Source organism: Acinetobacter sp. CFCC 11171, from assembly GCF_003268405.1.
Lineage (GTDB): Bacteria > Pseudomonadota > Gammaproteobacteria > Pseudomonadales > Moraxellaceae > Acinetobacter > Acinetobacter amyesii.
On record NZ_LQXP01000048.1, the window covers coordinates 1 to 19,561 of the forward strand.

The 19,561-nt window shown below is 34.4% G+C and carries 26 protein-coding genes and 1 pseudogene; 17 read left to right on the forward strand and 10 right to left on the reverse strand.

What is annotated here, in order from left to right:
• Positions 1-996, forward strand: a 996-nt coding sequence (locus AVJ20_RS16400) for a DNA cytosine methyltransferase (RefSeq protein ID WP_111885972.1), incomplete at its 5' end; no start/stop codon positions are given.
• 73 nt (positions 997-1,069) lie between these two features.
• Here the strand turns inward: AVJ20_RS16400 and AVJ20_RS16405 are convergent.
• Together AVJ20_RS16405 and AVJ20_RS16410 are read right to left on the reverse strand one after the other, a co-directional pair.
• Positions 1,070-1,561: a hypothetical protein gene (locus AVJ20_RS16405; RefSeq protein ID WP_111885973.1), complete on the reverse strand. Its 492-nt coding sequence runs from the start codon at positions 1,559-1,561 to the stop codon at positions 1,070-1,072.
• A 12-nt stretch (positions 1,562-1,573) separates the two neighbouring features.
• A complete protein-coding gene (locus AVJ20_RS16410; protein WP_111885974.1) occupies positions 1,574-1,816 on the reverse strand; it encodes a tellurium resistance protein TerC in 243 nt (80 codons plus the stop codon).
• A gap of 321 nt (positions 1,817-2,137) precedes the next feature.
• Here AVJ20_RS16410 and AVJ20_RS16415 point away from each other — a divergent pair, with 321 nt between their 5' ends.
• Entirely contained in the window at positions 2,138-2,449 is a 312-nt protein-coding gene (locus tag AVJ20_RS16415; protein WP_162689791.1) for a hypothetical protein, read from the forward strand.
• A gap of 169 nt (positions 2,450-2,618) precedes the next feature.
• Positions 2,619-3,293, forward strand: coding sequence for a hypothetical protein (locus AVJ20_RS16420; protein WP_111885976.1), 675 nt, complete (start codon positions 2,619-2,621; stop codon positions 3,291-3,293).
• A gap of 222 nt (positions 3,294-3,515) precedes the next feature.
• Here the strand turns inward: AVJ20_RS16420 and AVJ20_RS16425 are convergent, their stop codons facing one another.
• The 4 genes from AVJ20_RS16425 to AVJ20_RS18795 form a co-directional block, all read right to left on the reverse strand.
• A complete protein-coding gene (locus tag AVJ20_RS16425) occupies positions 3,516-4,133 on the reverse strand; it encodes a plasmid replication DNA-binding protein (protein ID WP_026040226.1) in 618 nt (205 codons plus the stop codon).
• Positions 4,134-4,209: 76 nt separating this feature from the next.
• Positions 4,210-5,109 carry a replication initiation protein RepM gene (gene repM, locus AVJ20_RS16430; protein WP_004763517.1) on the reverse strand — a complete coding sequence of 300 codons (900 nt, stop codon included), beginning with the start codon at positions 5,107-5,109 and terminating at the stop codon, positions 4,210-4,212.
• Between the two features lie 650 nt (positions 5,110-5,759).
• Positions 5,760-6,125, reverse strand: a complete 366-nt coding sequence (locus AVJ20_RS18790) for a hypothetical protein (protein WP_228157243.1) — start codon at positions 6,123-6,125, stop codon at positions 5,760-5,762.
• Positions 6,088-6,516, reverse strand: coding sequence for a hypothetical protein (locus AVJ20_RS18795; RefSeq protein ID WP_228157244.1), 429 nt, complete (start codon positions 6,514-6,516; stop codon positions 6,088-6,090). The genes AVJ20_RS18790 and AVJ20_RS18795 overlap by 38 nt, the downstream gene beginning before the upstream one ends.
• Positions 6,517-6,738: 222 nt before the next feature.
• Between AVJ20_RS18795 and AVJ20_RS16440 the strand changes: the two genes are divergently transcribed.
• Complete coding sequence (locus AVJ20_RS16440; protein ID WP_068911102.1) at positions 6,739-8,022, forward strand: MobA/MobL family protein; 1,284 nt, start codon at positions 6,739-6,741, stop codon at positions 8,020-8,022.
• Here AVJ20_RS16440 and AVJ20_RS16445 read toward each other — a convergent pair.
• Positions 8,006-8,335 carry a hypothetical protein gene (locus AVJ20_RS16445; RefSeq protein WP_316965221.1) on the reverse strand — a complete coding sequence of 110 codons (330 nt, stop codon included), beginning with the start codon at positions 8,333-8,335 and terminating at the stop codon, positions 8,006-8,008. The genes AVJ20_RS16440 and AVJ20_RS16445 overlap by 17 nt on opposite strands.
• Positions 8,336-8,801: 466 nt before the next feature.
• A complete protein-coding gene (locus AVJ20_RS16450) occupies positions 8,802-9,956 on the reverse strand; it encodes a DNA methyltransferase (protein WP_162689792.1) in 1,155 nt (384 codons plus the stop codon).
• Between the two features lie 267 nt (positions 9,957-10,223).
• On the opposite strand from AVJ20_RS16450, the gene AVJ20_RS16455 reads away from it, so the two are divergent.
• The 6 genes from AVJ20_RS16455 (at position 10,224) to AVJ20_RS16480 (ending at position 12,794) form a co-directional block, all read left to right on the forward strand.
• Positions 10,224-10,556, forward strand: coding sequence for a hypothetical protein (locus AVJ20_RS16455; RefSeq protein ID WP_111885978.1), 333 nt, complete (start codon positions 10,224-10,226; stop codon positions 10,554-10,556).
• A 238-nt stretch (positions 10,557-10,794) separates the two neighbouring features.
• A complete protein-coding gene (locus AVJ20_RS16460; protein WP_111885979.1) occupies positions 10,795-11,403 on the forward strand; it encodes an HAD family hydrolase in 609 nt (202 codons plus the stop codon).
• A 142-nt stretch (positions 11,404-11,545) separates the two neighbouring features.
• Entirely contained in the window at positions 11,546-11,887 is a 342-nt protein-coding gene (locus AVJ20_RS16465; RefSeq protein WP_104472901.1) for a hypothetical protein, read from the forward strand.
• 68 nt (positions 11,888-11,955) lie between these two features.
• The gene (locus AVJ20_RS16470; RefSeq protein ID WP_111885980.1) at positions 11,956-12,189 is read left to right on the forward strand and encodes a DUF6500 family protein; all 234 of its coding nucleotides are present in this window, start codon (positions 11,956-11,958) and stop codon (positions 12,187-12,189) included.
• A 76-nt stretch (positions 12,190-12,265) separates the two neighbouring features.
• On the forward strand, positions 12,266-12,511 hold the full coding sequence (locus tag AVJ20_RS16475; protein WP_111885987.1) for a type II toxin-antitoxin system RelB/DinJ family antitoxin: 246 nt from the start codon (positions 12,266-12,268) through the stop codon (positions 12,509-12,511).
• Positions 12,501-12,794: a type II toxin-antitoxin system RelE family toxin gene (locus AVJ20_RS16480; RefSeq protein ID WP_111885981.1), complete on the forward strand. Its 294-nt coding sequence runs from the start codon at positions 12,501-12,503 to the stop codon at positions 12,792-12,794. Before AVJ20_RS16475 ends, AVJ20_RS16480 begins: the two co-directional genes overlap by 11 nt.
• A gap of 83 nt (positions 12,795-12,877) precedes the next feature.
• Here AVJ20_RS16480 and AVJ20_RS16485 read toward each other — a convergent pair whose 3' ends face one another.
• A complete protein-coding gene (locus AVJ20_RS16485; RefSeq protein WP_111885982.1) occupies positions 12,878-14,176 on the reverse strand; it encodes a toll/interleukin-1 receptor domain-containing protein in 1,299 nt (432 codons plus the stop codon).
• A gap of 359 nt (positions 14,177-14,535) precedes the next feature.
• Between AVJ20_RS16485 and AVJ20_RS16490 the strand changes: the two genes are divergently transcribed.
• The 4 genes and pseudogenes from AVJ20_RS16490 (at position 14,536) to AVJ20_RS16505 (ending at position 16,074) form a co-directional block, all read left to right on the forward strand.
• A complete protein-coding gene (locus AVJ20_RS16490; RefSeq protein ID WP_107010192.1) occupies positions 14,536-14,823 on the forward strand; it encodes a BrnT family toxin in 288 nt (95 codons plus the stop codon).
• The gene (locus AVJ20_RS16495; protein ID WP_111885983.1) at positions 14,810-15,124 is read left to right on the forward strand and encodes a BrnA antitoxin family protein; all 315 of its coding nucleotides are present in this window, start codon (positions 14,810-14,812) and stop codon (positions 15,122-15,124) included. Before AVJ20_RS16490 ends, AVJ20_RS16495 begins: the two co-directional genes overlap by 14 nt.
• Positions 15,125-15,160: 36 nt before the next feature.
• Positions 15,161-15,355, forward strand: a pseudogene (locus AVJ20_RS18800) (hypothetical protein); the annotation flags it as partial.
• 338 nt (positions 15,356-15,693) lie between these two features.
• Positions 15,694-16,074: a PAS domain-containing protein gene (locus tag AVJ20_RS16505; RefSeq protein WP_107010194.1), complete on the forward strand. Its 381-nt coding sequence runs from the start codon at positions 15,694-15,696 to the stop codon at positions 16,072-16,074.
• Between the two features lie 66 nt (positions 16,075-16,140).
• On the opposite strand, the gene AVJ20_RS16510 is transcribed toward AVJ20_RS16505, so the two are convergent.
• Positions 16,141-16,551 carry a hypothetical protein gene (locus AVJ20_RS16510; protein WP_162689793.1) on the reverse strand — a complete coding sequence of 137 codons (411 nt, stop codon included), beginning with the start codon at positions 16,549-16,551 and terminating at the stop codon, positions 16,141-16,143.
• Positions 16,552-17,189: 638 nt separating this feature from the next.
• On the opposite strand from AVJ20_RS16510, the gene AVJ20_RS16520 reads away from it, so the two are divergent.
• The 3 genes from AVJ20_RS16520 to AVJ20_RS16530 form a co-directional block, all read left to right on the forward strand.
• Positions 17,190-18,173, forward strand: a complete 984-nt coding sequence (locus AVJ20_RS16520; RefSeq protein WP_111885985.1) for a restriction endonuclease PLD domain-containing protein — start codon at positions 17,190-17,192, stop codon at positions 18,171-18,173.
• Between the two features lie 102 nt (positions 18,174-18,275).
• Positions 18,276-19,343: a DNA cytosine methyltransferase gene (locus AVJ20_RS16525; RefSeq protein ID WP_111885986.1), complete on the forward strand. Its 1,068-nt coding sequence runs from the start codon at positions 18,276-18,278 to the stop codon at positions 19,341-19,343.
• A partial coding sequence (locus tag AVJ20_RS16530) for a DNA cytosine methyltransferase (protein WP_162689794.1) occupies positions 19,343-19,561 on the forward strand: 219 nt, incomplete at its 3' end. The genes AVJ20_RS16525 and AVJ20_RS16530, both read left to right, overlap by 1 nt.

Below are 19,561 nucleotides of genomic sequence, written 5' to 3' on the forward strand. Positions count from 1 at the left end.
AATGATGATCCTGAATATGGTTCTCATGTCGGTCTTGATAAGGTTGTTGGAGATAAGACTATTGATATTATTCTCGGTGGACCACCTTGTCAGGCTTATTCTCTTGCAGGTCGAGCACAAGATAAAAATAGTATGAAAGATGATTATCGTAATTATCTTTTTGAAAGTTATATCAAAGTGGTAGACCAATATAAGCCTAAGATTTTTGTCTTTGAAAACGTTATCGGTTTACTCTCAGCTAAACCGAAAGATATTCCTGTAGTTGATCTGATTCGAGAAGAGTTTGATAAACATGGTTATGCCATTGTTTCTGATTTAAAAAAGAATGCTCTCCAAGATCTGACGTTATTTGGTGTGCCACAGAAAAGAAATCGGGTAATTATTATCGGTATCCGTAAAGATCTGTGTCATGACTCAGAAACAGTATTAAGAACATTTTATACAGATATTTTGGGTCAATATCATGAGCCTCTAAAAACTGTTGATGATGCGATAGGTGACTTACCGAAGTTGTTTCCCGTAGAGCCATATAAAGTCAACGGGAAAAAATATTCTCATACTCAAGGTGAAGTTGTAGTTAGTAATCATGATCCAAGATTTCATAATCCTACAGATATCGGGACTTTTAAACTTTTAGCAGAAGATATTGAATCTGGAGTTAAAAAGTTTACCTCTACCGATGAGTTATTGAAGTTATATACTGAAAGAACAGGTAAGACTTCAGCAGTACATAAGTATTATGTATTGCGTAGGGATGAGGCTAGTAACACTATTCCAGCGCACCTGTATAAAGATGGATTACGTCATATACATCCAGACTCAACGCAGGCAAGATCTATTACCGTAAGAGAGGCTGCAAGATTACAAACTTTTGATGATGACTATGATTTTATTTCATCTGCTGGGGCTAACTACAAAATGATAGGAAATGCTGTACCCCCATATTTTTCCTATAAGTTAGCTTTAGCCATATCTCAATTTTTAAAAAGTTTCTAAATTAAAAAAATCCTGGATTTATTCAGGATTTTTTATGATTAGTTTATTTAATTGATATTTATACAATTGAGGGTTACTCAGTATCAGTATAAGAAACCACTAAATCTATGAGTTCTTCTGATGGTGTATTACAAAACTCACGTATTCTTTCAGCCACCGTTTGAGCACTTGTAAACTCTTCATCAGCATAATTATTGAAGTCAAAAAGGACCTCAGCCATACCTATTGGAAGATCTAATCCTGCTTGTAAAGCATCATAAGAATCGATATCTGAGTCACCTTGCCATTTCACAATAGCCATAGTGTATGGCGTACTTAATGGGTTATTCAGATGCTCTTGTGTGATTGCTAAGGTGTCCATATAGAATCCTGCATCCTCCCACTTTGTCAAAGTCACCGCCCATCCAATAGCACAAGCAACTGTCTTACAGTCAGTGAGAAGTTGTTCATCACTCACGAAGCCAACTGAGTCCTTAGACGGTCTTCTCCAAGTCCGAATATCAAATCTATTGGGATCAAGTTTTTCTAAAAAATCAGCTAATTCTAAAAGTAGATCTGTGCGCATAATTTATTACCTTTAATTATTCTCAATGGGGTTGTTTGCATGTCTTCTTTTGACTTCATTGATGATTTCTTGCGGAGACAGGTCTGCTTTCTTTAAATGAGCTATCAGAGTCACTGTAATTGCTAAGTTCAGGGGAATAATGCCAGTACTTTTATAATTAGTAATGGAATTGGGATTCATACCAAGTAGCGTTGCAAGATCTTTAATTGATAAGCCCATTTCTAGCAATGTAATTTGAAGCTCTGTGTAAGTCATACAGTTACTCCTACCCTTATTATTAGTAATATAACACATAAATAATGTGTAAACACATTATTTATGTGTTTGTTTTTAGGATTAAAAGAGAATTTCGTATAACAGCCATTATGTTAAATGTGATAAAGAATAGATAATAAAATTTAATTAATGAGACATAATCTGTCGTGTATTTTTTAAACAGCACACAATAAATGGTTTAAAAATAGTAATGTACTCTAATAAATTTTTTATTATCAATATCTAAGAGTTATAGAGCTATGTCACGACCAGAAATACCAAATTTAAGAACTTGGCCACGCAATTTAAGTACCTCCCAATATGGTGGATTATCTACATCTCAGTATGGCGGAATGTCCACGTCTCAATATGGTGGAATGTCCACGTCTCAGTATGGCGGAATGTCCACGTCCCAGTATGGTGGAATGTCCACGTCTCAGTATGGCGGATTGTCTACGTCCCAGTATGGCGGATTGTCTACGTCTCAGTATGGCGGATTGTCTACGTCTCAGTATGGCGGATTGTCCACGTCCCAGTATGGTGGACTGTCTACGTCTCAAGGAGGTGGCATGTCTACATCTTCAATTAATGTCTATAAAAGTAATATTCCACCTTGGCCAGTGTTTTTATTAGAACTAGAAACTAGAGGGTATCTTGCACAGGCTCAATTGATTAGAAGACATATTCCATCATTCTTATATCCTGAAAATTTCTTTTAAATTTTTTATTAAATAAAAAGACATCTTAAATCGGTGTCTTTTTGAGATGTATGTAATTCTTACATTTTTAGGTAGGGGATATTTTGTATAACTCTTTCTCATTAAAGAAAGTTCTTGAGCTTTATGCTGCCATACCACTGATATTGATAGCTTTAGCTGGAACTTATAAGTTTGGTTACTTTTCTACGTTTGATGCTTTATGGATATTACCTTCTATATCCGCTTATAGCTTATTTTACTCAATTCTAATTACTACTTTATTGTTCGCTTTTGGGAGCATAATTTCTTTAATTTATTTATCTATTTCTGCATGGGTAGGTCACTCATATTTACTGATTTTTTCCGTACTATTTATAACAATATCCATATTCCTGATAGGAAGAGAGACATCAATTGCCTTATCAACTAAGTTAATTCCGCTTTATTTTGGTGTGTTTTATTATTCCTATGTACATAGTTCTATATTTGGAGGACAGATAGAGCAATACTTTAGCTCCCCTTTAGTACTATTTTTAACGATTATTGCTTTTGGTGGTATGTTCGGAAGTGGTATGAACGATGCAAATAAAGCCATTAATAATAAAACACTCCCAATAGTATTGTTTGATCAGCAAACGTCATATCCAAGTGATCAGTCTGATTGGAGACTATTAGAAGCAATAGATACCAGATTTGTTTTGATTAATCTTAAAAATAGAACAGATTATGGCTATGAAATAAAAGTAGTTGAATACAGTAAAGTTGACAGTATCTATTAATTTAATAGCTATCAATTTTATAACGACTTTATATTTTTCCTAAAATTAACATAATACACCTTATACGAAATGTGTTATAATTCTCTTTAGAAATCAGTGCAGTAGGTTTCCATTTTTAGCCCTTCTATACCTAGATGGGCTTTTTTTATGATTTTTCACGTTCCACGCTTATTATTTGATCAATGTTTCACGACTTTGTTCATATCAGTTAAACAATCGTAGTTAATCATAGGGTCTAAAAAAACGGCTCCAAAAGCCCCTTTTCTCCGGTTCCTGGTCAATGTGCTCCGGTACTGGAATCCGCTTATTTTCCACCTGCTCCGGAGTAGTCAATCCGTCATCTTTCGGCTGAGTTTGGATCTCTACTTCTACAGGAGTTTCTCTTGGTTGAGTAGTCAATACATCATAGTTCGACTCACTTTTTGACCTAGTATCTGTTGCTATATCTAATTTTGGGTCGATAGAACTAGTTGTATAAGCTTTTGGAGCTTCTAGTAGGCGTTGTATTGCTTCAATTTGCTCATCTTTAACGTGTAACTGATCATTCTTAGCTTTTAGTTCCTCACGTTGGAACTGCTCACGCTCATGAGCCTGTTCAAGCTGTTTTTGAAGCATGTAAACCTGCTGTTCTAATAGGTGAACTTCTGACAACTTTCGTGTTTCGGTTGTCTGTGAACTGTTTACATTTCTAGAAGGTTCACCAAAGACTCGAATAGCTTCGGAAAGATCAATTTTACCGTCACTATTTTTACTTAAATTACCTTTATTAACTTGCTTATAAATGGCTTGACGAGTTATTCCATAGAGATTTGAAAGCTCAATAACAGATAGTGATTTCATCTTGTAATTTTGGTTGTCCATTATGTGAACTAAAATACATTAACAAACAGTCAACTGCTACATACACAATCGACCTTTATGCCTTAAAGCCTAAATTTTTAAGATGAGGAATAAGTTGTTTTTGTTTTATTGGATCTCGCAGCATATCTTTAATTTTAATAGCTAAGTCGTCATAACTTTCACCTTGTTGTGCTAGGTGAGATACTTCATGTAAGCGTGAAAGCTGATTACCGAACATATTAATTTGTGAATCTGTCAATTTATAAAAATTATTCTGTTCGGATTTATGCTCAATACTTTTTGATTTTTCTTTAAACGTGAAGTGAATGTGTGTGACTTTTCGACCTGTCTTTATTTGCTCGTAAGATACATTTAAAGGGCTATGTTCATTGATTTGAACTACAGCAGTATCAATAACCCATCTCTTTAAATCAGCAGACAATGGATATCTTTTCCCTAACTCCAACATACTTCTTAGAGATTCGATGGAAATCTCTCGTTTTCCTATGGAACGATATTGGCTTAGTAGCTCATAAATACGAATAGCATATGCGCTACTCATACCAGCAATATCAGATAGCGAATACTTAGTGAATTCACGGCTTAGATTAGAAATGAACGGCAAAATTTCTTTAGAAAACCGAATTCCTACAACGCTTTTACTTTCTAAAAAGCGTATGGATTGAATCCATCTCATTTTGATTGACTCATCATCAATAGCTAAATTAATTGATCTGTCATATAAGCGGTTTACACCATCTTTTAGATCTCTATAAGCTGTTTTTTCATGAACCCCAAGTTTTTTTAAATCATCAATAGTTACGCGATAAATTTCATCATCTGTAATATCTTCAGCCCGACTAATCTTACTAATAGCTGCTAAGACAATCCGTTGTTCTGTTGAGCTGAGTTGATATGAAGCCTCAATTACTTGATTTGATTTAACTACTAATTCTTTTTTAGATGTACTCATCATTTTTAATTCGATAAACTAACTATGAGTAATATAATTCTCTCATATTTGGTAGTCAATCCCTCATAGTTAAGTAGTCAATCCCTCATAGTTAGTAGTCAATCCCTCATAGTTAGTAGTCAATCCCTCATAGTTAGGAGCTGAAAGCCTTTCTGTTAAAGCCTTTCAGATAGCCTAAAAGATTTAAAAGATTTAAAATATATTAAAAAGGAAAGAATGAAAAATTGCCCTATGTTTTCGCTACGCTCAAACTCTATTGAATCTCGCTATCGCTCGATTCTTGGGGCAATTTTTAGTAAATCTCGTTATGACTTTAAAAAAAGCACAAACAATTCGGAATTCGCTTCGCTTATAGTGCTTTTTTACTCGCTTTCGCTCGTTCTAGAATCAAATTTTGGCATTTGATTTACGCTCTTTTAGATTTCACATACTAAAAAACAGTTTTTCAAAGAGTCGAAGCGCGAATTTTAGTTATGCCGCTCGTAGACACTCGCTCGGTATATACCTTCTAGGTATATTGTGAGTTTTGAAATGGATCTTGATTTGTATTTTTGCAAAATAAGCTAAATGCTCTTGTTTTGCGATTACAGCCACTTTATTGATTTAGACGTAGCTAACTCAAAAATTGGTTTAAAAGTGGCTGTAATCGCATTTTATTGCGGTTTTAAGTGACTATCTGCTTCAAAGATATAAAGTTCTGTACCGTGGTCATCATATTCACATAATCCTTCAATAACTTTGATAAACAATTCTCTGCTTCGAAAGTAGTTTTCAGTTCTTGGATGAATATATTGATAAAGCGTGGTGTTACTGACCATTCTGAAAAAATTTTGGTTATTGACGATGGTATTTTTAACTTTTTCTGGATCTATATTTTCGGTTGATAAATTAAGTTTGTTCCAGGCGGCTAGTACTGCTCCACCTAAAGCATATTTGAGCTGATTTTCTGCATTACGTTTCTTTTGGGCGTCTGTCAGTTCTTTATGACTTTTTTTGCAAAATTTCGCGCTTGTGTTCATTCTCCAGCCGGATCCGGTTTTCCAAGGCTGCTTTTTCAATTTTCTGGTAAGACTCCAGGGCACGATCCAGGCGGAAGAAATTATCCTGATCCATTTCCTGTGTCAGTAATGCCAGAATTTCTGTTTCGTTGGCCAGAAGGGGCTGCTGGTTTTTATCCTTTAGCTTGATCTGTTCAATGAGGGCCTGTCTTTTTAAAAACTGGTTTTTATCACGGTCTGCAGCTTTCAGTAGATTGAGCTGTTTGTCATTGAAGATGCCATTTGCTTGTTGAAGCAAGGTCAAAGCCTGCTGCTGGTTTTTCTTGAGGAAAGGGAGATTTTTAAGGAACTGCTGTAATGTCATGAGGTCATTTGAAGTGAGTATTTTCGCAGGTCTTCCACGGGCCGCCATCGCATTCTCCAGCATAAAATGGGTGAGGTTTTTGTGTTTTCAGTTTAGCATAGGCCGGCACGGGAAGAATTAAAAAAAATGTGGGAACATTTTTTTTAATTCTTAAGCTCGTTTCCGTGTTTCTAATTCGATATAATTACTACGCAATTATATCGAATTAGAAACACTCCTCCTCGTGCTCCGCAGGCTCTGCGAGGCCCCGGCTAAAAATGAAGGTGATATATGTTCTATTGCAACCTTGAACACACCGCAAAAAAAGCGATAAAGACACGATCAGGAAAAATCAAAGATGGCGCCACAGCCAAGAATCGCTTTCATTACATCACCCGAACGTCACACTTTAAAAGTTATAAGGAATCGGTTTCTGAGCACATTGAGTTTGTGAAATCCGGGAATTTACCCAGTTTTGCCGAGGGAAAACCGGCTGAATTTTGGCAGGCTGCAGATGTATATGAACGGAGTAATGGCCGAACCTGTTCCAGTCTGGTCGTGGCTTTACCCAAAGAATTAAACCAAGCGCAACGGATTGAGTTGGCTGAAGCGTTTATTACCGAGTTTGCCGACCGCTATCGTTTTCCATTTAGCTGCGCCATCCATAATCATGCGGGTTTAATTGCCGGGATTGAGCAACCGCATTTGCATCTGATGTACAGTGAACGGCATATGGATGGGATTGATCGTTCAGCCGAACAGTTTTTTAAGCGTTATAACCCCAAGGATCCGCAGAAAGGTGGTGCGCAGAAGCTCACGGCTGATGTATTGGGGATGGGCAAAGCACAGCTGCAGTTGTACCGACAGAAAACTGAAGAACTGATTAATGACAGTCTTATGCGGTATGCGCCAATGAAACAGGTTGAGATTCGAGGTATTCAGATAGAAGTGCCGAGTAGGGTGAGTTGTTTATCACACCGAGATTACAACAAGAAGTATGGAACCCAGCTGCAGGATGTCCCCGTGATGAATAAGGCGGTACGTTTTGCGTGTGAGAATGAACCTGAGTTGTGGGCCAAACAACAGCATATGATTGAAGAAATTCAACGTATTCGCGCTGAAAATCGTTATGAGCAGTATCGTTCGTTTTATGAGGCTGAATTAAAAAATCGAAAAGAGATTGAAGAACTAAGCAAGCAAGCTGAAACGCCACGTACTCGACAACAGTGGTATGCGCGAGAAAAATTATTGTTTTTACAGCAGAATATGCTGCAAACTTTATTGAAAGATCCTCAAACGACTGAACCTATAACATTGATTCAGCATGATTTACAGCGTTATATTGATCTTTTGAATACTGAATCGTTCGATCGACTTGAGAAATTGGGATATTTAAGGGATCTCGGCCAAAACTTAGAGGGTTCAGTTATTCAGATCGCCCCTATTGATGAAGAATTAGCATTTATACAGCGACAAGTCATTGAACGTGTGCCTTTGAAAATGAGGGAAAAAGCTGTAACTTCTGAAAAAGTAAGGAATCACGATCAGGATAATGATTTTAGTCCTGGTTTTTAGGTCGATTATTTAAGGCGCGCCATTGCATCATTAGTACCGCGTCTTCTTCTTCAAAGGTAGATTCACCTGAAATCAGCCGTTCTAAACGTTCCTCACTACTTTGTCTACATGCGTCAATCGTTTTTTGATCGAAGCTATGGCAAACAATATCCTGAGCACGTTTCCATGCTTTACGCAGTGCTAACTCCTCTGCATCTTTTTTAAGGCTTTCTTGGATACGTTGATGGATCTCATGTTGAGGATCTTTTGCCCCTGAAATTTGATCGTTCATCATTTGTTGTCGTATTTCAAACTCATTTTTAGGCTGATTCATGAGATACATACTCCACAAAATAAAATGAATCGTTTAATTTATTAATTTATGGTAATCACATACGATCAGCGAAAGTTTTTTATAAATGGCTTGTAAACTTTCTTCCGTCCTAATGATGTAAGTTATTGATTTATAGTTGAGGTAAATATCCAGCGAAAGTTTTTTATAAATGGCTTGTAAACTTTCTTCCGTCCTAATGACGTAAGTTATTGATTTATAGTTGAGGTAAATATCCAGCGAAAGTTTTTTACAAATGATTTAGAAACTTTTTTCCGTCCTAATGACGTAAGTTATTGATCTATTGCAGTTCGCTGATTTCATATTACGATAAACAAAAATCGCTTGTAAGAATATAGACACTTTAAATGGGTTCTAACAAATCGATTTCGTATAAGAGATTTTATGTTAAATAATAAAAAGGCACTTTAAATGTACCTTTTATGAAGTAAACAAAAATACTTTTAAATCATCTATTTTTATCAAAATATTCTGATGGATTTGAAAGATCTGCTCTCGAAGAGTATTTTTTTGACTCACGTCTTTCGAACTCATACTCGATAAACTCTCTAGTAGATATAGCTCTAACAGATGAATCTAGGAAAAATTCTTTTTTAAGACCATCCATAAGGTTGAAAAGGTCAGCTATATCATAAGTAATGGCATTCCATTTACGATTAAGATTTTTAGCTACTATCAGTGGTGAGGCCTGATGTGATGCTATATACAAAATCTTTGAACTCTCATTAGTAGTACTACGAATAAGCACATCATACATTTCCTGAAGTTTCCCACCGGTATGAGGATTAGAAAAATCCCAGTAGTCTAGATATGGGGTAGTTTCTTTATTAATATCAAGATATTCCTTTAATCTTGGATTGCCTGTTTTTGACCAATGAATTAATCCCGATTCATCTAATTCATCGAGTTTAGATACTGCATATCTCCAATGCTTCCCTTCAGGGGGAAATATTGTTTTCCATTGTTGTCCTGTAGAGCCTTTTCTTATACCAGGCGCATATAGGGGCAATAATCTATATTGTCCATTAACATCAACATGAGGATATTTTTTACTTAACTCTCTATCAGTCAATATTTGTTTTTGTTCATTCCATATATAGTTTTTACTCTTAGAATAAAAAAGAATAATTCTATGATTCGAACGACGGAAACCCTTTTCCTTTTTTTGAGGAAAAGGAGTTCTAACTAGAATTTCATTAATCAGATTATTTTCACCAAATACTCTATCTATAGCATTTTTGATAAGATGAGCCTGTGAAATATTATCTAAATCTATATAAATACTTCCCTCATCAGATAAAAGTCGTCTAAGTATTTCAAAGAATTCAATAAAGTATAGAGTAATTTCTTCAATACTATGCTTATTTTCCTCTATTATTACTTCAATCAGTTTAGGTTGAAAAACAATCAAGTCAAAAGATTTTGAGCGAATTTTTAACTCATTTATAGCCTGTAAAGGTCTACCTACAAAAATAACTGAATCTGAAATATCCCCTGAGAAAGATTCAAAACTTTCCCGAGAAAATCCTGTAGTTTCTGGATTAAAAAATGACTCAAGGGAAGGGAAAGTGACTAAATCACTTTTTTTTATCAGTTCACTCATTAGATCGTCTCGTAAATCATTTGACATTACTTTAGAAAAAAGTTAAAAATGTGGTAACCAATATTGGTTACCAAAAAAACCATTATATTAAGTTATAGGTGAAAAAAAAAGAGTTTCTTTACGAAACCCTTTTCCTTTAATCCATCATTAAACATGACAGAAAAATTATGCTACTTGCCGGTAAGCTTAATGATTCTTTCATAGAGGCTATTTAATGTAAAGCTTTTATGAGTCATGGATTGAATGATTTATATTGAGTAAAATATTATGTCAGAATCATTTAAAAATCATATATTTATCGAGCTAAATGAAAAGTTAGCTGGTATTATTGAAGATAAATCAAAAAGAAAATTTGTAGAAGCCGTCGTACACAAGTCTTTACGCAAGCTGAGTGACTACATGAACTCGGATTATGGTGAGGTAGATTCTTACAGACTAGCTATCTTTTTTGGTATTGAATACAGTTATGATCATCACAAATTTCATCAGAAATTATTAGATTGGTTTAAGGAAGAGGCAAAAAATATCTCTCTTGAAACTTCTATTGATGATGCTTCAGAAATTTTATTTAGAAAATTTAAGAAAAAAGTTGAGCATTAATTTCTACTTTTCTACTGAAATTAAGCTTAATTCATATGAATAGCCTGAAAGATAATTCAGGCTTTCGTTATATTAATTACCAAATTAATTATAAATTTTTGAATAGTCTCCAATTTTGTAGACATCTTTTAATTAGATAAAATGGCTAATTAATCTTGAAAAAATTCAACCATTAACTACTGTTACTAAAAAAGTTCTTTGGCAGAGGTAAGTTCAATCATATTTTTAAGATATTGCTATGCAAAATAAATACAAAATAATTGTTTTTGATGCATTTGGTACACTGGTTAAAATTGGTCAAAGTCGCTCTCCATATCGAAAACTAATGAAGTGGCTGAGAGAGGAATGCAGGAAGCCAAGCACCCAAGATGCGTATATTATTATGTCGAATTCTGTTGATATTGCTGAGTTGGCCAAGATATTTGGAAAGGTGATTCCCACTCCGCTTTTGGGCGAAATTAGTGATGATCTAGACTTTGAATTGAAGACAATTGAACTATATGAAGATACTGTTTCTATACTCAAAAAATTAAAAAACCGTGGCTTTAAAATTGCCATTTGCTCTAATTTAGCAATGCCCTATGGAGAACGCCTTAAAGAGCTATTTCCGGATATATATGACGCCCTTGTTTTTAGTTATGAAATTCAAGCGATAAAGCCAGATCGGAAGATTTATGAATCTATACAACAGGAATTTGGTTGCCAGATGTCAGATATATTATTCATAGGGGATAATCCTCTTCTAGATGTTGAAACACCTATTAGATTAGGGATGTCTGCAATGTTGATTGAAAGAGATAAGATGCAAGGATTTGATGATATTTTAGTCGATCTGCTAAAGAATTAACTTAAAAAACCTTGATAATTAGTCCAAGCTTTTTTTCTTTCGCATAAGAGATTTTATGTTAATCAGATGATTAAAAGGCCCGTAAATAGGGCCTTTCGCATAACGTGTATTATGTTAATTTTAGGGAAATTAAAGAGTAGAAATGAACTTAAATCTAAATAATAAAAAATTTGTAAATGCTAAAAATACATCTAATGGAGAAGTATCTCACGAGACTATTTTTAATTATTACCAAGTAGGTGAGCGTATAGAAGCTACCTATTCTGGTGGCAGTATTACCAATGGACATTTACTAGGTTTCATGACTTCTGAAAAAACTTTCACTATGGCATACCACCACATCAATGAGATGAATGAATTACGTATAGGTGAATGTAATACTGAGATTGAGATCCAAGCCAATGGAAAAATTAAGTTAATTGAAAACTGGCAATGGCGTAATGGAGACTGTTCTACAGGCGAATCAATACTTGTTGAAATGTAAGGTAGAAATAAATAAAGCCCTGATCTTAGATCGGGGCTTCGTAATTAATTTTAGAGAAAGTTAAAAACATGAGAAAAGAGTTAAGAGAAATATTTATTCATGGATGTAATGAGAAAATTGAGAAGAAAGGAGATAGCGTAGGTTTATCTTTCTATGCCTTTTTCAAGAATAAAAATGATAATCCTGAGCTTTTAATGGAAGCAGCTAATTGGTGGATCATGCAACATAAATTAGATCATTTCGAAAAAGCCGTAAAAATTAAAGCTCTTGTTTTAAGTGAATCTTCGCTTAACTTAACATAATGGCGGTTATACGAACTAGCCTTGTAATGCAGTTTGCATTACAATATTTTCATACATTCAATAAATGGGAAAAGTGATGGCTACTGTTAACTTCAGGGTCGATGAAGCCCTTAAAGAAAAATCATATTCAGTTCTTAGAGAACAAGGTATTGCACCTACTGAGTTTTTTACAAATGTCCTTGAATACATTGCAGCGACTGGAAAACTCCCTGTACAAAAAGCCTTACTCTCAGAAGAGGATACCGAGCTATTAGCGATTGTTCGTAAACGAATTAATGATCCTAAAGAAATGTTCGAGGAAATTACTTTAGATGACTTATAAGCTTTTACGTCATAAGGACTTCACAGCTGAATGGGAAAAGCTTCCTAGTGCTATAAGAGATCAATTTAAGAAGAAACTTGCCAAGATCATAGAGCAGCCACATATTCCCAAGAATATGCTTAGAGGGGATCTCGCAGGCTGCTATAAAATTAAATTATTAAAGGCTGGAGTCCGACTAGTTTATCAAGTCAAAGATGATCAGGTAGTTATCTTGCTCATCACCGTCGGGAAACGAGCTGACAGCATAGTTTATGACGAAGCGAAAAAGCGTATTAAAGACTGAAAATGGGAGCTATAAGCTCCCATTTTTGACTTCGTATAAGGTGTATTATGTTAATTTTAGGAAAAATTAACACTCCGTTTTACTTATTTTTTCTTAGTAGATTTTCTAGTCTTTTTCACTTCCTTTGCTTTTCGTTTTCTTTTTTCAACAGCTTTCTTCTCATCTTGATTTTTTCCGCTAGTTTGGCTTTTCTTCACTTTACGAGTGTTAATAGTATTAAGCACTGCATGGTCTAAACTCTTAGGGTTTTCTTTATTCAATTGCATTAAAGTTTTGATATTAATATCTTTTTTAAGAATAGCATTATCAAAATCTATAAAGTCTTCAGGAGTTTCTAGAGCTAATGGAGTTGTATAAAAATCTGAATTCTTATTAAGGTCTTTTTCTAATTTTTCTTTCATATTAGTTAAATAGAAAAATTTACTCTTATTAAAAATTTGGATGAATCTTTCAAGATTTTCTCCTGATCGTGGATCAAGTTCTAAGACTCTACTTATCCCCATAAAAATAGAATTTCTATAATCTATAATGTAGTTGGGGTTTTCAGCCTCAACCCTTTCAAGCATTGTATTTAAATACTCTTCATTTGGCCCGATAAGCATTCTATATTTATATGGATTTAAAGGATCTATGTCCCTAACGATGCTAACTCTTATATGGTTTTTTAAATCATCATTATTAATAGAATGGTTCAAATCATCGAAAATCTGTTTTCCAATTTTAGGTTTTCTAAAGCCTAGGCCAATAATAGGTATATCTTCTCGATGCTCGCTCTGAGCAAAACTAAAAGCAACCCCACACCAATTAGCTTTATCCCATAACTCTAAATCTATCAGATTACTAACAAATAAATGTTTTCGGTCTCTAGGCTCTAATGGTGAAAATTCTTCTGCTTCCTTAGTCTGCTCTCCTAATTTAGGTCTAATACTTTCATTGTTCCCTAACAATCGATTAACCAATTTTTCTTTTTGATCAGTATTACTTACATCATAGTAAGTATATGGTTTTAAAGAATCTAATATATATTCTTTATTCTCTTTATCTAAACAAATTGGAATATATTTCGTATTATTGAATGCATTTTCATAAACTTTTTGAAGAATATGTAAAGTTTCCCATTTTGACCCTAATCCTATATTCGGGTTTTCTGCAAAGTCTTTACTTCGCTCATAATATGTTTTTGTTGCTAGAACTAAAACAAAATCGGCTTGATCTACTTGAGATGCCATCCATAAAGGCCAACCTTGTGGAGGAGCTTCCTCATATTGATCTATTTCTGCATCTATTCCTCTAGATCGAAGATAGTTTGAGAAATCTAAAACATTATCTGCTAACTGTTTTTCTGCATGGGCATAACTAATAAAAACTCTAGGTGATTTCATTGGTGTAAAGATAAAGAAAGATTAAGTAGAGAATAGAAGAATAGTTCATAACATAAAAGTAAGTATTTAATTAAGTAACGTTTTTCCAAATTCAAAAATTTCATTATTCATAGAACTTACCCTCTATTTAACATAATGGGCGTTATACGAAATAAATCTTTATTATTTTAATTAAATCAATAATTTGTAAATTTTACATAATCCAAAAAAACACCAAAAAGCCGACTTTGAAACAAGTCGGCTTTTTATTGAACAGATTTGTCACTTTCAGCCAATAAAATTGACCAAAAAAACTCTATTCAACTTGAGTGATACAATTATGTGATACATTATTGTATATACAAATTTGAATGTTTTTTATGGAACAGTATTTTGAATGGGATGAGGCTAAGAATCGAAAGAATCAGAAAAAGCATGATATCTCTTTTGAAACTGCAAGCCTTATATTTGAAGATCCTCTACGGATCTCAATCCAAGACAGACATACCAATGGGGAAGAGCGTTGGCAAACCATTGGTAAGGTCAAAGGAGTACTGATGTTATTAGTTGCTCATACCATCTTTGATGAAGATGACTGTGAAATCATACGAATCATTAGTGCAAGACAAGTAACCAAAGCGGAGCGCAATCAATATGAGCATGGTTAGATATACACGCGAAGAGCTGAATGAAAACTTCAGTGACAAGCAAGATGCTGAAATTAAACGCTTGCTTGCTAAGGGAACTGTGTCTGATGATCAATTAGACCTGTCTGATATTCCCGAAATCACCGACTGGAGTAATGCAGTTCGTCATGGGCAATTTTATCGTCCAGTGAAGCAACAGACTTCAGTTCGTCTAGATGCTGATGTACTCGCATGGTTGAAATCACAAGGTAAAGGCTATCAAACACGTATGAACAAAATTCTACGTGAAGCAATGCTAAATGAACGTAAAAATCATCAATAAAAAAAGGGAGTTATAAACTCCCTTTTTTATTTCGTATATCTGGGTGGTAGTTTAATTTTATTAAGTTTATTGATTATCTCTTTGTCATCTTTGTACTACAGCAGTGGATCAATTTCTGTACATTATATCCAATCGCCTAAAAGTGAAGTTTTTTAATGGCTAACCATTGTGTTCTCTCAAACACTTGGTACCGCACTTGGTGATTGGATCGCTGATACTCAAGGGATAGGATAAGCTGTCTTTTTTTATTTTAGGTAAACTAATGAAAAATAAGATTTTTATAAAAACAGCTAGCCCACCGAAATGAACTAACTGGTGTCGTTTTGCGCCAACTTTTACTTAAAAAATACTAACCCTGAGGGAATGGAACATTAGTTAGTAGAAGTATTATATTAAAAAAAACACAAAGATGTATTCAAAATACATTTAAACATTAGTTAAATAACTTATTTTTAAGATAGCCTTATTTTTGATAGTAGTAATAGAACATCTAGTATTCCTAACTACTCTAAATGGGGCTACTGTGCAATCAACCAGAAAGAAAAGTTTTCATTAAAAGGAGTTATAAAATGAGTCATAAGGAACTTGCCGAATTCATTATAGAGCAAACTAGTGATGCATTAATTTATGCTGATAATCACGGTAATATTCAACGTTGGAATGATGCGGCTAGCCAATTATTTGGATTTTCCAAAGATGAAGCACTTGGACAAAGCCTTGATATCATAATTCCTGAACGTGCTCGTAAAGCTCATTGGCATGGTTTTAACATTGCTATCCAAAATGGAAATCTTAGACTATCGGGCAAACCAACTTTAACGAAAGCACTTCATAAAGATATAGATAAAAGACTCTATGTAGAAATGAGTTTTTCTTTAATTAAAGATAATGATGGTCATGTTCAAGGAAGTGTTGCTATCGCCCGTGATGTAACAAACTCAAAAAAATAGCCCCAGACTAAGGGGCTATTTAACATAAAATCTCTTATGCGAAGTCTCTTTGACACTTGTCAAAGATCAATGATTTTTAGATATTTTTTTCACTTTAAGGTAAGCACAGATACAAATTAAAATTCCTGAGATTACCCAAACATAAGCACCGAATAGAACTGGTTGGCTGTTCTTGCCATCTATAACCAAAATAGTGACAAGACCATAGCACATCATTGCTAAAGTTATACAGCTCCAACGAAATGCCTTGGGATCATTTTCATCTAATAAAAAATATGTAAAAACGAGTGATAAATTTGCCCAAATTGGAAAAACTAAAATAATGGGAAATATTAAAAATTGTAAGAAAAATGAATATACAAAAAGTTCGTATCCTTTCATGCCATCGAATACAGGAAGTAACCAAGAGACAATCAGAATTAAAACAGCCATTAATGAAAAAAAATCGAGGACCTTTTCTTTTGATAAAAATTTCATTCTGAATAATTTATATGTAATTCATCGTAGTTTACTTTAAACCTATCACTGAACATAGAATGTAAAAAAGCCCGACATCCTGTCGGGCTTTTTCGTATTGGTTCGCTTGGCATGACTCCTGTCGTACCGCCGATCCTTGTGCGATTATTTATTTTTATTCTGCGGAACATCCTGTTCTCTTATGACTTCATGATATTGAATACAAGGGATTGTGAACATCCGCAAAATCCCTAAATTCATGTGCGCTCAGGCGTACAAAATTGGTGGATTTTTATCCCAAGAGTTGTCCGCAGAAATTGTGGATAATTTAAGCCAGCGCTATCTTGATAACGCAGAGAAAAATAACAAATTGATTAAATATTGATCAATTTTATTGGCAGAATATATCAAAACTGCGCATAAAAAAGCCGACTTGTTTCCAAGTCAGCTTTTTACTGTTTTTGAGGTCGGTTGAAATTTTTTAACTATATGAAAAACAAGGATATTTTAAAAAGCATTTCGTATAAGCTCTATTATGTTAAATGGAGGGATATTTAGTGGAAAATTCAAATAATAAGGATTTCGAATAAGAGATTTTATGTTAAATCATTGAAACTTTGATACAGTATTTCTAATTCATAAAATCTAATAGTTTCAATATGTTCAGTACTAATTTAGAAAACATTGTTTTTAATAGGCACACTCATTGTAATGCTGACGAATTATTAATTATTACTGGTTATATTGGCCCTGCTCCTTTTGCAAATCTAAAAAGTTTACCGCTAGATTGCCATGTCATATATGGAATGTATGGTGCTGATAGTATTGGAGAAAAACTACATAACTCCTTAAAAAAAATCAATTCTTCATTAACGAATACTGATCTTTTTTATTCACAAAGTGCTGTACATGCCAAGTGCTATTTATGGAAAAAAGATGGGGCTATTGTTGATGCCTTAATTGGATCTGCAAACTTTTCCAGAAATGGTTTGGCTACACCTGATAGAGAAGTTCTCGTTGAAGCAGATCCTGCTGTATTTGGACAATTGCAGAATTATTTTGACAAAGTTTTTAAAAACTCTATCTCATGTGATTCTAGCCTCGTTAAATTCAAGTCAAAAACCAAGACATCAACCCTCTCTAGTTTATTAACTGAATGTAGGCTGTCATTTTTATCTAAAAAATTAGGTGGAAAAGTTCCTGTCGGTAGTGGTTTGAATTGGGGGGCTAACTCTACTCAAGTTGGTGGTACATCCCATACATGTATTGGGGATGCAGAGATTAGAATAACAAAAGAGGCAATAACAAATTTTCCTGAATTATTTCCGCCAAAATTAGGAACTCCAAGTAAGAAAACTGGTGGAAAGCCACAACGACAAAATGATGAAATTGAATTAATTTGGGATGATGGAGTAATCATGAAAGGTTTGCTAGAACAAAATATTCATGATGGTGATCTGATTTATCCTAAAGCTATTTGCTCTAGTGATTCAAAAGCTGAATTAGGTTTGTATTTAAGAAATAGAATAGGAGTATCTCCTACCCATGTTATAACTAAAGCTGATCTCGATCGTTATGGTCGTACCGATGTCACTGTCTCATTACAAGCAGAGGGTGTGTATTACATGGATTTCTCTGTTTAGAAAATAATTGAATAGTTAAACGACAATCTTTGGCGTTACCCTCCAGCTTTTTTTTTTAATATCCTTTAAACTCTTGACCAAATTTGTTCAAGGTCAAGAGTAATGTCTCAAAGAAAACCCACAGTCATAGATATGTTTTCAGGATGCGGTGGATTGTCCAGAGGATTTATGGATGCAGGTTATGAAGTTTTACTTGGTGTTGATCATGAGGAAATCGCATTAAAGACTTTCAAACATAATCACGGTGATGCAATTGCTTTTCATGGTGATTTGTTTAAGAAAGAAACGATTCTTGATATGGCTAGACTGATTAAAACAAAAAAGGTTGATGTCATTATTGGTGGACCACCATGTCAGGGTTTCTCCTTAACAGGTACACGTAAAGAAGAAGATGCTCGGAATACTTTATTCCAATCAATGGTTGAAGCAGTGAAGCTATTTCAGCCAAAAGCTTTTGTCCTTGAAAACGTACCAGGTCTAGCAACGTTATATGGCGGAAAAGCGAAAACAGCGATTTTGGAACAGTTCGGTGAGTTGGGATATACAATTAACTTCCAAGTTTTATACGCACCTGACTATGGAGTTCCACAAATCAGAAAGCGTATTTTCTTTGTCGGACTTAGAAATGGTGAGACTTTTGAATTTCCAAAACCAGTTTTGAGTCCTGATGAATATGTTAGTTGCGAACAGGCTATTGGAGATCTTCCTAGCCTAGAAGATGACTTAGGTAAAGAAAGAGCCGAATATCCATGTGAGCCGAAGTCAAAATATCAGGAGTTTATGAGAAAAAATTCCAAAGTATTACTGAACAACGTTGGAACTGTTCATACTGATTTAGTTAAATCTGTTATTGCCCAAGTCCCAGAAGGTGGAAATCATAAAGATTTACCTCCGGGTGTAGGAGACAGTCGTAAATTTAATGAAGCTTGGACTCGTTACCATAGTCAAAAACCTTCTAAAACGATTGATACGGGGCATCGAAATCATTTCCATTACAAATGGAATCGGGTGCCTACAGTTCGAGAAAATGCACGCTTACAAAGCTTCCCTGATGATTTTGAGTTCTTCGGAAATAAGACTCAACAATATAGGCAAGTAGGTAATGCTGTACCTCCACTTTTAGGATTCCATTTAGCAAAAGCACTTAAAAAATATTTGGATAAATCATAATGGCTTATACATTTATTGATTTATTTGCTGGGTGCGGTGGGCTATCAGAAGGTTTTCATAAAGCTGATGGATTTGAATTCGTTGCAGCCGTTGAATGGGAAAAAGACCCAGCTTTAAACTTAATTCATCGTTTAAAAACGAAATGGAAAGATCAGCAGGCTGATGAAAAAGTACTGAGGTTTGATATCCAAAGAACTAAGGATCTTTTTAACGGATGG

What these genes read in the sequence shown, in the direction of transcription:
- AVJ20_RS16405 (WP_111885973.1), bottom strand. Translation starts at nt 1,561, where the DNA reads ATGCGCACAGATCTACTTTTAGAATTAGCTGATTTTTTAGAAAAACTT.
- AVJ20_RS16410 (WP_111885974.1), bottom strand. Translation starts at nt 1,816, where the DNA reads ATGACTTACACAGAGCTTCAAATTACATTGCTAGAAATGGGCTTATCA.
- AVJ20_RS16415 (WP_162689791.1), top strand. Translation starts at nt 2,138, where the DNA reads ATGGTGGATTATCTACATCTCAGTATGGCGGAATGTCCACGTCTCAAT.
- AVJ20_RS16425 (WP_026040226.1), bottom strand. Translation starts at nt 4,133, where the DNA reads ATGAAATCACTATCTGTTATTGAGCTTTCAAATCTCTATGGAATAACT.
- repM (WP_004763517.1), bottom strand. Translation starts at nt 5,109, where the DNA reads ATGATGAGTACATCTAAAAAAGAATTAGTAGTTAAATCAAATCAAGTA.
- AVJ20_RS18790 (WP_228157243.1), bottom strand. Translation starts at nt 6,125, where the DNA reads ATGAACACAAGCGCGAAATTTTGCAAAAAAAGTCATAAAGAACTGACA.
- AVJ20_RS18795 (WP_228157244.1), bottom strand. Translation starts at nt 6,516, where the DNA reads ATGGCGGCCCGTGGAAGACCTGCGAAAATACTCACTTCAAATGACCTC.
- AVJ20_RS16440 (WP_068911102.1), top strand. Translation starts at nt 6,739, where the DNA reads ATGTTCTATTGCAACCTTGAACACACCGCAAAAAAAGCGATAAAGACA.
- AVJ20_RS16445 (WP_316965221.1), bottom strand. Translation starts at nt 8,335, where the DNA reads ATGAATCAGCCTAAAAATGAGTTTGAAATACGACAACAAATGATGAAC.
- AVJ20_RS16450 (WP_162689792.1), bottom strand. Translation starts at nt 9,956, where the DNA reads ATGAGTGAACTGATAAAAAAAAGTGATTTAGTCACTTTCCCTTCCCTT.
- AVJ20_RS16455 (WP_111885978.1), top strand. Translation starts at nt 10,224, where the DNA reads ATGTCAGAATCATTTAAAAATCATATATTTATCGAGCTAAATGAAAAG.
- AVJ20_RS16460 (WP_111885979.1), top strand. Translation starts at nt 10,795, where the DNA reads ATGCAAAATAAATACAAAATAATTGTTTTTGATGCATTTGGTACACTG.
- AVJ20_RS16465 (WP_104472901.1), top strand. Translation starts at nt 11,546, where the DNA reads ATGAACTTAAATCTAAATAATAAAAAATTTGTAAATGCTAAAAATACA.
- AVJ20_RS16470 (WP_111885980.1), top strand. Translation starts at nt 11,956, where the DNA reads ATGAGAAAAGAGTTAAGAGAAATATTTATTCATGGATGTAATGAGAAA.
- AVJ20_RS16475 (WP_111885987.1), top strand. Translation starts at nt 12,266, where the DNA reads ATGGCTACTGTTAACTTCAGGGTCGATGAAGCCCTTAAAGAAAAATCA.
- AVJ20_RS16480 (WP_111885981.1), top strand. Translation starts at nt 12,501, where the DNA reads ATGACTTATAAGCTTTTACGTCATAAGGACTTCACAGCTGAATGGGAA.
- AVJ20_RS16485 (WP_111885982.1), bottom strand. Translation starts at nt 14,176, where the DNA reads ATGAAATCACCTAGAGTTTTTATTAGTTATGCCCATGCAGAAAAACAG.
- AVJ20_RS16490 (WP_107010192.1), top strand. Translation starts at nt 14,536, where the DNA reads ATGGAACAGTATTTTGAATGGGATGAGGCTAAGAATCGAAAGAATCAG.
- AVJ20_RS16495 (WP_111885983.1), top strand. Translation starts at nt 14,810, where the DNA reads ATGAGCATGGTTAGATATACACGCGAAGAGCTGAATGAAAACTTCAGT.
- AVJ20_RS16505 (WP_107010194.1), top strand. Translation starts at nt 15,694, where the DNA reads ATGAGTCATAAGGAACTTGCCGAATTCATTATAGAGCAAACTAGTGAT.
- AVJ20_RS16510 (WP_162689793.1), bottom strand. Translation starts at nt 16,551, where the DNA reads ATGAAATTTTTATCAAAAGAAAAGGTCCTCGATTTTTTTTCATTAATG.
- AVJ20_RS16520 (WP_111885985.1), top strand. Translation starts at nt 17,190, where the DNA reads ATGTTCAGTACTAATTTAGAAAACATTGTTTTTAATAGGCACACTCAT.
- AVJ20_RS16525 (WP_111885986.1), top strand. Translation starts at nt 18,276, where the DNA reads ATGTCTCAAAGAAAACCCACAGTCATAGATATGTTTTCAGGATGCGGT.